The sequence below is a fragment of the Streptomyces sp. NPDC050085 genome (assembly GCF_044460595.1).
Classification (GTDB): Bacteria; Actinomycetota; Actinomycetes; order Streptomycetales; family Streptomycetaceae; genus Streptomyces.
In genome coordinates this window covers 112,366-126,746 of the sequence record NZ_JBITJZ010000018.1, presented here as the reverse complement: position 1 = coordinate 126,746, position 14,381 = coordinate 112,366, and the positions used below count along the sequence as shown (strand labels likewise).

At 70.9% G+C, this 14,381-nt stretch carries 11 protein-coding genes; 3 read left to right on the top strand and 8 right to left on the bottom strand.

The genetic code is table 11. From position 1 onward, the window contains the following. Window positions 1–568: 568 nt before the first annotated feature. The 4 genes from ACIBUY_RS38350 to ACIBUY_RS38335 form a co-directional block, all read right to left on the bottom strand. Complete coding sequence (locus tag ACIBUY_RS38350; RefSeq protein WP_399155120.1) at window positions 569–2,218, bottom strand: hypothetical protein; 1,650 nt, start codon at window positions 2,216–2,218, stop codon at window positions 569–571. Between the two features lie 63 nt (window positions 2,219–2,281). Beyond that, the gene (locus tag ACIBUY_RS38345; RefSeq protein WP_365574344.1) at window positions 2,282–3,202 is read right to left on the bottom strand and encodes a carbohydrate ABC transporter permease; all 921 of its coding nucleotides are present in this window, start codon (window positions 3,200–3,202) and stop codon (window positions 2,282–2,284) included. Further along, complete coding sequence (locus ACIBUY_RS38340; protein ID WP_399155119.1) at window positions 3,199–4,197, bottom strand: ABC transporter permease; 999 nt, start codon at window positions 4,195–4,197, stop codon at window positions 3,199–3,201. Before ACIBUY_RS38340 ends, ACIBUY_RS38345 begins: the two co-directional genes overlap by 4 nt. A 145-nt stretch (window positions 4,198–4,342) precedes the next feature. Next, entirely contained in the window at window positions 4,343–5,497 is a 1,155-nt protein-coding gene (locus ACIBUY_RS38335; RefSeq protein WP_365574341.1) for an ROK family transcriptional regulator, read from the bottom strand. Between the two features lie 133 nt (window positions 5,498–5,630). Here ACIBUY_RS38335 and ACIBUY_RS38330 point away from each other — a divergent pair, with 133 nt between their 5' ends. Beyond that, window positions 5,631–8,579, top strand: coding sequence for a glycoside hydrolase domain-containing protein (locus ACIBUY_RS38330; RefSeq protein ID WP_399155118.1), 2,949 nt, complete (start codon window positions 5,631–5,633; stop codon window positions 8,577–8,579). Here ACIBUY_RS38330 and ACIBUY_RS38325 read toward each other — a convergent pair. Then, a complete protein-coding gene (locus tag ACIBUY_RS38325) occupies window positions 8,566–9,759 on the bottom strand; it encodes a CapA family protein (protein ID WP_365574335.1) in 1,194 nt (397 codons plus the stop codon). The two genes, ACIBUY_RS38330 and ACIBUY_RS38325, sit on opposite strands and share 14 nt — an antisense overlap. Before the next feature lie 249 nt (window positions 9,760–10,008). Between ACIBUY_RS38325 and ACIBUY_RS38320 the strand changes: the two genes are divergently transcribed. Beyond that, on the top strand, window positions 10,009–10,548 hold the full coding sequence (locus ACIBUY_RS38320; protein WP_365574332.1) for a sigma-70 family RNA polymerase sigma factor: 540 nt from the start codon (window positions 10,009–10,011) through the stop codon (window positions 10,546–10,548). Window positions 10,549–10,694: 146 nt separating this feature from the next. After that, complete coding sequence (locus ACIBUY_RS38315) at window positions 10,695–11,198, top strand: hypothetical protein (protein WP_365574329.1); 504 nt, start codon at window positions 10,695–10,697, stop codon at window positions 11,196–11,198. Between the two features lie 5 nt (window positions 11,199–11,203). On the opposite strand, the gene ACIBUY_RS38310 is transcribed toward ACIBUY_RS38315, so the two are convergent. Genes ACIBUY_RS38310 through ACIBUY_RS38300 form a run of 3 tightly spaced genes read right to left on the bottom strand, consistent with a single transcriptional unit; the run spans window position 11,204 to window position 14,297 of the window. Beyond that, window positions 11,204–12,397, bottom strand: coding sequence for a sensor histidine kinase (locus ACIBUY_RS38310; protein WP_399155117.1), 1,194 nt, complete (start codon window positions 12,395–12,397; stop codon window positions 11,204–11,206). Then, entirely contained in the window at window positions 12,394–13,956 is a 1,563-nt protein-coding gene (locus tag ACIBUY_RS38305) for a cation acetate symporter (RefSeq protein ID WP_399155116.1), read from the bottom strand. The genes ACIBUY_RS38310 and ACIBUY_RS38305 overlap by 4 nt, the downstream gene beginning before the upstream one ends. Next, window positions 13,953–14,297 carry a hypothetical protein gene (locus tag ACIBUY_RS38300; RefSeq protein WP_399155136.1) on the bottom strand — a complete coding sequence of 115 codons (345 nt, stop codon included), beginning with the start codon at window positions 14,295–14,297 and terminating at the stop codon, window positions 13,953–13,955. Before ACIBUY_RS38300 ends, ACIBUY_RS38305 begins: the two co-directional genes overlap by 4 nt. Window positions 14,298–14,381: the final 84 nt, after the last annotated feature.

Below are 14,381 nucleotides of genomic sequence, written 5' to 3'. Positions count from 1 at the left end.
ACCCCGAGGAATAGCTGCTCCGCACGTCACCCTGCTCGCCCTCGCGAGCCCCACGGCGTCCTGCCTGCGCTTTCGACTCACGGAGTTGGTGACTCCGGTCTCAACTCCCTGCAATGACAGGAAAATCCATGTCCGGATAGTAGAGATCTAATTTGTGAATCGGCGATCTCGTGCTTCGCTAGCGACAGCAAAGAGCCCGTCGACACGAACGGCCTGGACAGCTACGCATCGCATCGACGGGCAACGTGACCACCCCATGAGAGGTGATGCATCGTGTGTCCTGACAGTACTCCGCCCCGGAGGCGGAAGCGCACCCCAAGGCGCCGATGGCAGGAGGCGTTTGCCGCAATTTCAGCTACGGCGAACGTCTTCCGACTACTGCGCGACTACATGATCCACCACTAAGGGGGATCGATTCCAGCCAGTGCCACGTGTCAAGGCAGTGGCGGCACGAAAAGGAGCCCCCAGGCCCGAAGGTCTGGGGGCTCCTCCTCCCTGGCCTAAGACGCCTTCGCGACAAGCCCTTGCCCGCACTCGGCCGGACCAAGGGCCGGCTCCGAGACCTGGTTCACTCCCCGCTCGCCTCCAGGGACTTCTGGTACTGCTGCTTCATCTGGTCGAGCCCCTTGGGGCCCCACTCCTTCCAGAACGGCTTCCACTCGCTGATCTTCTTGCGGCCGGCGACGATGTCGTTCACCAGGTCGTTGGCCTCGGTGGACAGGCGGCCGTAGTGCTCGGTGTACGCGTCCGAGTAGTGGCCGACCGTGGCGTTCGGGATGGCGGTCTTCAACAGCTGCTGTTCGATGCCGTAGATGTCACGGACGTCCTGGGCGCCGCGCGTTCCGGGGAAGTTGGAGGGGGCCAGCACGTAGGGCGCGGTGGTGGCCGTCGTCAGGCCGCTCCACAGGCCCTCGACCTCTTGCTTGCCCTTCTTCGTGCGCTGCGGGAAGCCGTTCTTGTCGTACGTGAAGTCGGTGCCCTCGATGCCGAACTCGAGGAACTCGCGCTCCTTCGAACCGAACGGCGCCGCAAGGTAGTTGAGGACTTCGAGGAGCATGCGGACGCGCTTCTCGCTGCCCTTCTTGATGGCCGTGTAGCCGATGGTGCCGAAGGCGTGCAGGTGGGCGTTGGCCTTGTGGCCGTCGGCGTCGAAGGGGATGAGGATCTCCGCCGCGAGCGCCGGGTCGTTGGTGCGGGTGTTCTGGCGGGCCCCTTCCGGGTTCGCGTAGACGCAGGCGCCGATGCGGCCCTGCGCGAGCTTGAGGTACGCGTCCGCCATCTTCGGGTCGCCCGGGTAGAAGACGCCCGCCTTCTTGAGCTTGACCACGAAGTTCAGGGCTTCGAGGTACTCCTCCGCCTCCATCCAGAAGGTGACCGAACCGTCCTTGGCCCGGCCCCACTTGTTGGGTGCGCCGAAGGACTGGCACAGCACGCTCACGGCGTTGCCGTAGATCGGTTCGAGCGCCCAGACGTTGCCGCCCGTGACCTCCTTGCACTTGTCCATGAACTCCTGGGTGCTGGAGGCCGAGAAGCCGTCGGCCTTCTCCCAGATGGTCGGGTTGCCGCCGTAGACCTGGCCGAGCGCCGGGTACGGGCTCGGGGCGCCCCAGATCTTGCCGTTGACGACGGCCGTCTTCCAGTGCGCCGGGGTCATGTTCGCGAGGTTCGGGTAGTCCTTGACCGCGTCCCCCGAGACGTACTCCGTGATGTCGGCCATCTTGGCCTCGAGGAGTTGGGCGATGTGCTGCAGGCCCTGGTTCGGCGGGATCCACATCAGGTCCGGGAGGTCGCCGCCCGCGACGATCGCCGGGAACTTCTCCTCGTAGCCGGGGTCGGTGCCGAGGATGCAGGACAGGTCGACGCCGAGTTTGGAACCGACCTGCTTCCAGTGGGAGTTGGAGCCCTTGGACAGCGGCGGCTGCACCCAGATCTCGGTCAGCATCGAGACCGCGGAGCCGTCGCCCGGCACCTTCGAGACGCTCTGCACGAGCTCCTTCGGGTAGGACAGGAACCCGGCCGACAAACCCTTGGCGTTGGCCGGCAGGTCCGGCTTGACCTTGGCGAAGGGGACGTACGCCGGCAGCTTCACCTTGGCGGATGCGGCCTCGCCCTTGCCCGCGGTGGACGAGCCGCAGCCGGTGAGCAGGGTGGAGGCGGCGCCCGCCGCGACGGCGGTGGACAGGCCGAGGAAGTGGCGTCGGGACAGACCGGTGCTCATGGGGCAACTCCAAGAGGGGGAACGGTGGTTGGCACAGCGGGGCGCGGCTCGTCGAGGGCGGCGTCAGCCCTTGATGGCTCCGGTCAGCACACCCTTGCTGAAGTACTTCTGCAGGAAGGGGAAGAGGAGCAGGATCGGCAGGAGCGCCAGCATCACCACGGCCATCGAGATGGACTGGGCGGGCGCCATGTGGTTCACGCCGAGCTGGTCGCCCGTGATCGACTTGCCCTGGACGACGTACGACCGGAGCACGACCTGGATGGGCCACTTGCCGGAGTCGTCGAGGTAGAGCATCGCGTTGAAGAAGGCGTTCCAGTACGTGACGGCGTAGAAGAGGCCGACGACCGCGATGACGCCCTTGGACAGCGGGAGCACGATGCGGGTGAGGATGCGCCAGTCGCCCGCGCCGTCGATGCGCGCGGCCTGGTACAGCTCCTCGGGGATGTTCATGAAGAACGCCCGCATGACGACCAGGTTGAACGCGTTGATGAGGCCGGGGAGGATCAACGCCCAGTAGGAGTCGCGGAGTCCGAGCTCCTTGACGAGGACGTACATCGGGATCATGCCGGGCGCGAAGAGCAGCGTGAACAGGACGAGGAGGAGGACCGGCTTGCTGCCGGGGACACCGCGTTTGGAGAGCGCGTACGCGAGTCCGATGGTCGTCAGGAGCGAGAGGGTCGTGCCGACGACGGTGATGCCGACGCTGACCATGACGGCGCGCGTGACCAGGCCGCCGGAGAGGATCGTGGTGTACGCGTCGAAGGTGGGGTGCGTCGGGAAGAGCACGAAGCCGCCGGCCTCCGTGATCTGCTCGCGCGAGGCGAGGCTCGTCGAGAGCACCGTGAGGAACGGCAGGATCATCACCGCGCAGATGACGGTGAGCACGACCGCCTTGGACGCCTTGCCGAGCCGCGACGGCTCCTCTTCCCAGGCCGGGCGCAGGTCCTCGGGCCGGGGCTTCAACAGGGGCAGGGAGAAGGTCACTTGGAGTACACCCCTTGCTCTCCGAAGGCGTGGGCGAGCCGGTTGGCGCCCCAGATCATCAGGGCGCCGACGACGCCCTTGACGAGGCCGGCGGCGGCGCCGACGCCCCAGTCGCCGTAGACCACGCCGTGGTAGTAGACGTACGTGTCGAGGACCTCGGCCGCTCGCTGGCCGACCGCGTCGCGCTGGAGCAGGAACTGCTCGAAGCCGACCGAGAGCACGTCACCGAGGCGGAGCACGAGCAGCATGATCGTGACGCTGCGGACGGCCGGGAGCGTGACGTGCCACATGCGGCGCCACCGTCCGGCGCCGTCCACGGCCGCGGACTCGTACAGGCTCTGGTCGACGCTCGCGAGCGCGGCGAGATAGATGATCATGCCCCAGCCGATGTCCTTCCAGATGACCTGCGCGGTGATCAGCATCGGGAAGGTGGACGGGTCGGTCATCACGTCGAGGGCCGAAAGGCCGTGGTCGCGAAGGAAGTTGGAGATCAGGCCCGCGCCGCCGAGCACCTGCTGGAAGAGGGCGACGACCAGGACCCAGGAGATGAAGTGCGGCAGGTACACGACGCTCTGCACGAACTTCTTCACGCGGCTGGAGACCAGGCTGTTGATCAGGAGCGCGAGCGCCAGCGGGGCCGGGAAGAAGAACAGCAGTTGGAGGGCGGCGAAGGCGAGGGTGTTGCGCACCGACTCCCAGAAGGCGGGGTCGGCGAAGAGCTCCTGGAAGTTGGCGAGGCCGACCAGGGCGCTGTCCTTGAAGCCGATGAACGGCTGGTAGTCCTCGAACGCCACGATGTTGCCGAGCATCGGGACGTAGAAGAAGACGACGAAGAACAGCAGTCCTGGCGCCATCAGGGCGAGCATCACCCAGTTGTTGCGGATGCGGCGGCCCAGCGGCGGACGGTTCTTCCGCTTGCGGTCGGCGGCCGGGCGCGCCGTGGCCACGGGTGGCGAGGCGGCGCGCGGGCGCCGCTGAGTTGCAGGGGATGACACGCGTACTCCCACCGACGGGACGGGATCGCCAATTTAGAAGGCAACTTGCTGAATTGGAGAGTCATCATGGAAGGGGCCGAGAGGCGCGTCAACCGCCTTCCGGCCCCGGGGAGTTGGACTCTTCGTCGCAGGGACTTGGACTTTCTTAAACGGCGTGCTCGATGTGTTCCAGTGCGAGCCGTGCTGCCCCGATTGCGGTGCATTCCTCGCCGAGCGTGGAGGTCCGTACCGTCGGCGGACAGGGGCTGAGCGCGGCGAGACGCTCCGCGAACGGCTCGCTGAGCAGGGTTCCGGCGCGGGAGATGCCGCCGCCGAGGACGACGCTCTGCGGGTCGAGCACGGCGACGTGCCGGGCGAGGCTGTCGGCGAGCGCATGGGCGAAGGCGCGGAGTGTGTACGCGGCTCCTCCGTCGCCGGCCGCGGCGGCCGTGACGACGGCGCGGGCCGCGTTCTCCCTGGTGGGGCGGGCCTCTCCGCCGTGTCCCGCGAACCAGTCGAGCAGCCGCTGGTAGGGGACGGTCCAGCCGTCGCCCGCCAGCATCTCGCCGGCGGCTCCGTGGTGGCCGCGGTGCAGTCCGCCGTGCAGCCACAGGCCGATGCCGAGCCGGTTGCCGACGTACAGGTACAGGAAGTCGTCGGTGTCGGTGGCGATGCCCGCGGTGCCCTCGGCGAGGGCGGCGAGCTGGATGTCGTTGCCGACGATCACGGATCCCGGTGCGGTGTCGGCGAGTTCGGCCGTCAGGTCGAGTCCGCTCCAGCCGGGCAGCGAGTCGCTGACGGTGACGACGCGGCCCGCGATGTCGACCATGCCGCTGGTGCCGAGGCCGGTGGCGAGCGGGCGCACGCCGGCCGCATCGGGCCCGGCGAGGACGCCCCGGACGGCGGCGCGCACGGCGTCGAGCCGCTGGGGCGCGGGCAGTTCGGGCGTGACGGGCACCCGGTGGCTGGCGACGGTGCGGCCGAGCAGGTCGCAGGCGAGCGCGAGCACCTTGTGGGCGCCGATGTCGACCCCGATGACGTGCCCGGCCTCGGCCCTGAACCGGAACCGGCGGGCCGGTCTGCCGACTCCACCGCCGCCCGGTTCCAGCTCCACCAGGCGCCCCTCGCGCAGGAGTTGGGCGGTGAGGTCCTGGGCGGTGGGCCGGGACACGCCGATCAGCGCGGCCAGTTCGGGCACGGTGATCTCGGCGCGTTCGCGCAGCACGCGCAGGGCCGCGGCCGCGTTGAGGCGGCGCAGCAGCGACGGATCCCCGCTGTTCTTCGCGCTGTTGCTGTTCGTGGTGGTTCTGGTGGGTTTCATGGGTGCGGCTCCCCCCGATCGATCCAAGGCGTCCCCCTTGACAGCATGATCGGTGACTCCCCAGGGTGACCCGGAGTGATTGAGCAACTTACCTAATAAACGCGCCCCTGGGGGACCACGTATGGGTGAGCACATGACGGGACAGGGACATCCGGAACTCGCCTGCGGGGTGGGCGACTGGGACTGCGACGTCTACGGGAACCACCGGATCCTCGTCCGGGTCGCGGAGCACGGACCTGCCGTTCTGGCGGACGTGCCGTGGCGGCGACGCGATCCTGACCCGGAGCAGGTCGACGTCGTCCTGCTCGCGCCGTCCGGGCGGCTGGTGCGCAACTCCGTGACGGTGGAGGCCTCGGCCGAGCACGGCCTGATCGTCTTCGAACCCGTCGAGGGTCCGGGCACGTACGCCGTGCACTATCTGCCGTACGCCCACACGGGCAAGCCGTACTACCCGCAGGCGGCCTATCGGCGGCCGACGCACACCGCCGATCCGCAGTGGGTGCACGATCACGGTCTCGACCGGCCCGATCAGCCGCGGTCCGGTCTGCCGCGCGCGGAGGCGTTCCGCTACGAGGCCGCGAGCGCGGTCGACTCGTTCGCCCCGCTGGGCTTCGTGGCGACGCGGGCGGAGCGCGCCGCGCTCGAACCGGCCTGCCCGGACGCCGAGTTCCTGCTCTTCGGCGAGGACCGCGCGCATCCGCTGGGCCGGTACGCGGACCTGCCCGCACGATGGGCGCGCGGTGTGCCCTTCGCGCCGTTCGCTGGGGTGGCGCAGCGCGGCGAGCACTACGCCTTCCAGGTCGGCGTGTACGCCAGGACAGCCCTCGCGGACGTACGCGTCGACGTGCGCGGGCTGCCGTTCGCGGTGCGCTGCGTCAGCCGGGGCGGCACCGACGCGCGCGGCCGCGCCTTCGAGCGGCGGATCGATGTGGACGCGGGCGGCGTGTGCGCACTGTGGCTGCTCGCGGACGTCCCCGCAGGGCTCACGCCGGGCCTGTACGAGGGTGAGGTCGCTGTCAGCGCGGAGGGCACGGCCGAGCGGGTCCTGCCGGTCCAACTGACCGTCGGTGAGGGACTGTTGAGCGACGGCGGCGTCGGCGAGCCGGAGCGCCTGGCACGGCTCGCCTGGCTGGACTCCACGGCCGGGCACGACGACGCGCTCGCCCCGCCCTTCACGCCGGTCACCGCCGAGGCGACCGGGGACGGCGGGCACCGGCTCGGCATCCTCGGGCGGGCCGTGCACCTCGGCCCCGACGGGCTGCCGCACCGGCTCGTCTCCACGTTCACCCCCGCGGTCACGGCGGCCGACGGGCCCGCCCACGAGGTGCTCGCGGCCCCGGTCCGGCTGGATCTCGGGCGCGCCGTGAAGCACGACGCCGTCACGGTGCAGCGGCCGGGACCGGCCCGCGTCACCTGGTCGACCCGGGCCGCCGGTGACGGCGTACTGCTGTGCACCGAGGGCGAGTTGGAGGCGGACGGGTTCCTGGTCGTGCGGGCGACGGTCGAAGCCGCCGAGGACGTCGAGCTGCCCGACGTCCGTCTCGAGGTCCCGGTGCACGAGGACGTCGCCCGGTACACGATGGGGCTCGGCCTGACCGGTCGGGTCTGCCCGGACACGTACGACTGGACCTGGGACACCCCGGTCCACAACCAGGACTCCCTCTGGCTCGGCACGACCCACGCGGGGGTGCAGCTCTCCCTGCGCGACGAGCACTACGACCGGCCGCTCAACACCAACTACTACCGGGAGAAGCCCCTGGTCACGCCGGGCTCCTGGGCGGGTGACGAAGGGCTCGGCGGGGTGCGCCTGCGCACGGCCGACGGGGTGCGCACCGTCACCGCGCACAGCGGCCGCATCCGGCTGCGCGCCGGGGAGAGCCGCTGCTTCGAACTGCGGCTGCTGCTCACGCCGTTCAAGCCGATCGACCCGCGACGGCAGCTGGCCGAGCGGTACTTCCACGCGTACGCGACGCCGCAGGAGGTCGCGGACTACGGGGCGAACGTGGTCAACCTCCACCACGCCACTCCCCCGAACCCGTACATCAACGACCCGCTGCTCGCCGCCGACGTGCTGCGCGCCTACACCGAGCAGGCGCATGCGCGGGGAGTCCGCGTGAAGGTCTACGACACGGTGCGCGAACTGACCCGGCACACACCGGAGTTGCCGGTGCTCGCCTCGTTCGGCGACGAGGTGCTCGCCGCCGGGCCCGGCGGCGGCCACGCCTGGCTGCAGGAGCATCTGGGCGGCGACTTCGTGCCCGGCTGGGTGGCGCCGAACGTCCGCGACGTCGCCGTGGTCACCACCGGCGAGTCCCGCTGGCACAACTTCTACGTCCAGGGCATCCGGCGGCTGCGCGAACACCTCGGCGTGGACGGCCTGTACCTCGACGACGTCGCCTACGACCGCGCGACGATGAAGCGGGTCCGCAAGGCACTCACCGCCTCCGGGGACACCCCCGCCCTGGTCGACCTGCATTCGTGCAACCAGTACCGGGCCGCCGACGGATTCGCCTCAAGTGCCAATCTGTACGCGGAACTTCTGCCCTACGTCGACCGCCTCTGGCTCGGCGAGCTCTTCGACTACGACGGCACCGATCCCGCGTACTGGCTGGTGGAGCTGTCCGGGATCCCGTTCGGCCTGATGGGCGAGATGCTGGAGGGCGGCGGCAATCCCTGGCGCGGGCTCGTGTTCGGGATGACCGCGCGGGCGCCCATGACCGATGTGCGGCCGCTGTGGCGGGCCTTCGACCGACTCGGGCTGCCGGAGGCGGAGATGACCGGCTGGTGGGCCGGGGAGGCGTCCGTGGCCACGGGGCACGACGAGGTGCTCGCGACGACGTGGCGGGGCGCTGACGGCCGTACGACGGTGGCCCTCGCCTCCTGGGCTGCCGGGCCCGCGGAGTGCTCGCTCTCCCTCGACGGCAGGGCGGTCACGGCTCACGCACCCGCGATCGACGGGTTCCAGGACGCAGGGACGTATCCAGCAGGGAGCCCCGTCCCGGTCGCGCCGGGGCGGGGCCTGCTGCTGCGGATCGAAGCGGTGGAGGGGCTGGAGGGGCTGGAGGGGGTCACTTCCCCATGACGAGGCCGTCCTTGGCGGCGCCCCTGCTGAGGACGACCCGGCGGATCTGGTCGCGGATGCCCTCGACGTCGGAGCCCTGGTCGATGGCCCGGTTGAGGTTCACGACGCGGTCCGAGCCGAGGTCGAACCACTCGGGGATGAACTCGGCCTTCGTGACCCGCCAGCGCTCGCCCGCGCGGGCCGGAGGGGCGAAGGTGAAGCGGCCGATCGTGCCCATGTTGCCGCGGGCGTCCTGCGCACCCTCGTAGTTGAACATCTCGCCGGCGATCTGGTCGCCCATGCCGTAGATGATCCAGGTCCCGTTGACCTTCTCGTACGCCTGCGGGATGTGCGCGTGGGTGCCGAGGATCAGGTCGATGTCGGGGCGGCCGTTCGTGCGCGACGCGGTGAGTTCCCTGCCGAGGCTCAACTGCCGCTCGTCCGGCTCGTCCTGCCACTCGGTGCCCCAGTGCAGCGAGACGACGACCACGTCCGCGCCTGCCCTGCGGGCGGCGCGGGCGTCGGCGACGATCTGCTGACGCTGCATCAGGTTCACGGCCCAGGGGCGGCCTTGGGGCAGCGGGTAGCCGTTCGTGTCGTAGGTGTAGGCGAGTTGGGCGACCTTGGCACCGCCCGCGCGCAGCCAGGCGGGGCCGCGGCCCTCGGCCTTCGTGCGGCCCGAGCCGGCGTGCTTGACCCCGGCGCGGTCGAGGGCGCCCAGGGTGCGGGCGATGCCGTCGGCGCCGTCGTCGAGGGTGTGGTTGGAGGCGGTGGAGCAGGAGTCGTAGCCGGTGGCCTTCAGTCCGGCGGCGACCTGCGGCGGGGACTTGAACGCCGGGTAGCCGCTGTAGTCGCCGTCCGCCCCGTACACCGTCTCCATGTGGCAGATCGCCACGTCGGCCTTGGAGACGACCGATTTGGCGCCGGAGAGCATGGGGCGGAAGTCGTAGCCGTCGCCGCCCGCGTCGGCGTTGGCCTTGTTGATGATCGAGGTGTGCGGCAGCACGTCACCGGAGGCCACGAGCGTGAAGCCGCGGGGCGCGGCGGGCGCGGGGCGGCCGGTGGCGGCCCCTGCCTTCGTGGGTGAACCGGGGGTGCGCGCGGGCGCGTGGTCAGGCCCGGAGCAGCCCGCGCCCAGGGTGATCAGGGCGGCCACGAGGACCACCGTTCTCCGGCGCGTCCGGCGCGTGCTGCGTGTCATCGACCAGGCTCCTGAAAGTGCGACTCGACATGCGGGTGACGTGGATTTCGGGGTGATTTTCGCCTTACGCATCCATGTACGAGTACAAGAGGGAGTCAAGTCCCCATACCGGGTACGTCCCTGAATAAGCGTCACGTCGCTGCTCCACTCGGCCCGTTCACCGCACCGCTCGTCGACGGCTTCGACCGCCTGCCGCAGAGCCTCGCGCGGCCCCTGGGCGGGCCCGGGACCGTGCGCTGCCATACGCGCATGACGACGGCGCTCACGACACCCACGACACCCGAACAGGACCTCGCCCAGGTCCAGCGGGAGCACGGCGGGCCGCTGTTCTCGTTCCTGCTGCGGCTGTGTGACGGGGACCGGCAGCGGGCCGAGGACCTGCTCCAGGAGACCTACATGCGGGCCTGGCAGCATCCCGAGGCGCTCGGCTCGTCGTCGCACGAGTCGGTGCGCCCGTGGCTGTTCACGGTCGGCCGGCGCCTCGCCATCGACGCGCGGCGGGCCCGGCTCGCCCGGCCCGCGGAGGTGGGCGACGCGGTCCTGGAGAGTGCGCGGGTGTGCGCCGACCACGCCGAGCGGTCCGCGGCCGCCCTCGACGTGCGCGAGGCGGTGGCGACGCTCAGCCCCGAGCACCGGGCGGTGCTGCTCGAGGTGTACTTCAAGGGCGCCAGTGTGGCGGAGGCCGCACGAACACTCGGCATCCCCCCGGGTACTGTGAAGTCCCGTGCGTACTACGCGTTGCGGGCGTTGCGGCGGGTACTTCCGGGCTATGCGCCTGACCTGCGGTGAAACCGGGGTCCAAGTCAAGCATCGGTAAAGCGCCTTGCTCAGTGTGCTGTTTCCTCGGTTGAGTAATCCGCTGTCCTCCCCGGCGAGTTGGACGGGTGGGGCCCGGGGGCCGGCGAAGCGCACGGACCGGAGGAAGGCAGGAAAGGATGTTGCACGAGAGCCAGGGCGGTGCCTCGGGCGCCGACGGCGGTGAACTCGTCGTTCCCATGGCGTGGTTGTACGCCGAGTACATCGCGGACGAGCTGCTGCGTACCGGGGATCTGATGCCCCCCACGTCCTTCGAGTTCCGGGCGGGGCGCGACGCGCTCGCCCTGACGATCTTCCTGTCCGACTCGGACGACGAGCTGTCCGGGATCCGGGTGGTGTCGCAGCTGGACACGTGGTCGTCGCTGACGGCGTACGACCAGCCGTGGCAGGCCTGGGTGCGGGCGCGCTTCGCGGAGCGCGAGGGCCGGGCGCGCGGCGCCGGGCGCCCCTCGCCCGATCTGGACCTCGCCACGGCGGCGTGGAGATGGCTGGAGGAGACCGAACTGCTCGCTCCCGATCTCGACGCCGTGCCCGTGCCGGACGAGGAGGAGGGCCCGCAGGTGTGGACGCCGGCGTGGCAACTCGGCCTTCCGCTGGGGCACTTGGCGATTCATCTGTTCTGAGCCGCTCAGGGCGCGTACACGCCCGCCCGGTACTTCGGGATGCGGATCGTTATCTTCATGCCCGCGCCGACACCGGTCTCGATGACGAGGCCGTACGCGTCGCCGAAGACCTGGCGCAGGCGTTCGTCGACGTTCGACAGGCCGATGCCGTGGGACGTGCCCGACTCTCCGCGCAGGATCGCGCGGAGTTCGTCCGGGTCCATGCCGACGCCGTCGTCCTCAATGACCACTTCGGCCTCGGCGCCCGCGTCCGTCGCGCCGATGGAGATGCGGCTGCGGGTGACCGCGCCCTCCAGACCGTGCTTCACCGCGTTCTCGACCAGGGGCTGCAGGCAGAGGAAGGGGAGAGTGACGGGGAGGACCTCGGGGGCGATCTGCAGGGTGACGGAGAGGCGGTCGCCGAAGCGGGCGCGGACCAGGGCCAAGTACTGGTCGATGGAGTGGAGTTCGTCGGCCAGGGTCGTGAACTCGCCGTGGCGGCGGAACGAGTAGCGGGTGAAGTCGGCGAATTCCAGCAGGAGTTCACGAGCCCGCTCGGGGTCGGTACGGACGAACGAGGCGATCGCCGCGAGGGAGTTGAAGATGAAGTGCGGTGAGATCTGGGCGCGCAGGGCCTTGATCTCGGCCTCGATCAGGCGGGTGCGGGAGCGGTCGAGTTCGGCGAGTTCGAGCTGGACCGAGACCCAGCGGGCCACCTCGTCCGTGGCGCGGGCCAGGACCGCGGACTCGTGGGGCGCGTAGGCGACGACGGCTCCGCGGACGCGGCCGTCGGCGACCACCGGTGCCGCCACGGCCCAGCGCAGTGGGCAGTCGACGGTGTCGCAGCCGCAGTCGAACGCGACGGAGCGGCCCGCCGCGAGGACGGGTTCGACCTCGGCCATGACGTGCTTGGCGTGCGGGTGCTCGGCCGCGCCGTCCCAGGCCAGGACCGTGGAGCGGTTGGTGAGGGCGAGGGCGTCCGTGCCGAGGAGGCTGCGCAGGCGGCGGGCCGATTTGCGGGCCGTCTCCTCGGTGAGGCCCGCGCGCAGGGCCGGGGCGGCGAGCGAGGCCGTGTGCAGGGTCTCGAAGGTGGCGCGTTCCACCGGGGTGCCCACGTCACTGCGGCCCGCGGGGTGGGCGGTACGCCTGCCTACGGCGAAACCGGCGGCCAGGAGTACGGGGCAGAGGGCGAGGAGGATTGCTGTCACCGTGCCGGTCATTCGGCGTCACCATTGCTCTCGCGCGCCGCGGCGGAGCCGCTGATCGACACGGCCCCACGCCCCCAAAGGGCCTCCGGGAGGTGGAGGCGCGTCATCGTGGCCGTCGTGTGCGGCGGGATGGCGTTCGGCGTCGCCAGGGAGACCAGGATCATCGTCAGGAAGCCGACCGGGACCGACCAGAGGGCGGGCCAGGCCAGCAGGGTGTGGAGCCACCCGTCGGTGGCGACTCCGGCCACCGTGGACGTCACCGCGATCAGCGCCGAACCGCCGCCGAGGAACAGGCCCGCGAGGGCGCCCGGCGGGGTCAGGCGGCGCCACCAGATGCCCAGGAGGAGCAGCGGGCAGAAGGAGGAGGCCGACACCGCGAAGGCCATGCCCACCGCGTCGGCGACCGGCACGCCGTCGACCAGGAGCGCTCCGGCCAGCGGTACCGCCATCGCCAGGACCACGCCGAGGCGGAAGTGGCGTACGCCGCGCGCGGGCAGGACGTCCTGGCTGACGACCCCGGCCACGGCCATCGTGAGGCCGGACGCCGTCGAGAGGAACGCGGCGAACGCCCCGCCCGCCACGAGCGCGCCCAGCAGGTCGCCGGCCACCCCGTCGACGACGCGGCCCGGCAGGAGCAGGACCGTGGCGTCGGCGTCGTGCGTGGCGGTGAGTTCGGGAGCGTAGAGGCGGCCGAGCCAGCCGTAGAGCGGCGGGAGGTAGTAGAACGCGCCGATCAGGGCGAGGACGACGACCGTGGTGCGGCGGGCGGCGCGGCCGTTCGGGCTCGTGTAGAAGCGGACGACGACGTGCGGCAGGCCCATGGTGCCGAGGAACGTGGCGACGATCAGCCCGTACGTGGCGTACAGCGGATGGTCGGCGCGGCTGGTGGCCAGCGGTTGGTCCGCGCCGGCACCGGCCGGGGACAGGGCGTCCGGGAGCGCGTCGGCCGGGGAGCCGCCCGCGCCGTGCCAGGCGAGCAGCAGGAAGAACGCGGGGACGAGGAGCGCCGTCAGCTTCAGCCAGTACTGGAAGGCCTGGACGAAGGTGATGGAGCGCATGCCGCCCGCGGCGACGGCGAGGACCACGACGGCGGCGACGAGCGTGCCGCCGAACCAGCGGGGCGCTCCGGTCAGGATCTGCAACGTGAGCCCGGCTCCCTGGAGTTGGGGCACCAGGTAGAGCCAGCCCGCGCCGACGACGAACATGCTGACCACGCGGCGCACCTGGCGCGACTCCAGGCGGCCCTCGGCGAAGTCGGGCAGCGTGTACGCGCCCGAGCGGCGCAGGGGGGCGGCGACGAAGACGAGGAGGACGAGGTAGCCCGCCGTGTAGCCGACGGGGTACCAGAGCATGTCGGGGCCGTGGACGAGGAGCAGGCCCGCGATGCCGAGGAAGGACGCCGCGGAGAGGTATTCGCCGCTGATCGCCGCCGCGTTGAGGCGGGGTCCGACGGTGCGCGAGGCGACGTAGAAGTCGGAGGTGGTGCGGGAGATCCGCAGGCCGAAGCCGCCGATGAGGACCGTGGCGAGGACGACGACGGCCACCGCGGGGATCGCGTACGCCTCGTTCACTGTGCTCCGGTGTCGCGGCCGCGCACCAGATCGGCGAAGTCGCGTTCGTTGCGCTCGGCGCGACGCACGTACCACCAGGCGATGAGGACGAGGAACGGGTAGCAGCCGAAGCCGAGGACGAGCCATTCCACGGCCGCGTTGCGCAGGGCGCCGAAGAACAGCGGGAGGACGGCGACGGGCAGGGCCAGGACCGCGAACGCGGCTGCTCCCGCGCGCAGTTGGCTGCGCATGAGCGAGCGGACGTAGGCGGCGCCGAGCGTGGTCTGTTCGTCGATCTCGCCCTGGGTGCGCAGGCCCGGCAGACCGGTCGCGCCGTGCATCGTGCGCGGCTCGCCGGTCACCACCTCGCGACGGGGTTCGGACACGGGCGGAGTGTAGGCAGGTGCGGGCCGCCCTAGGAAGGCCCCAGGAAGAGGGAAGGAGCT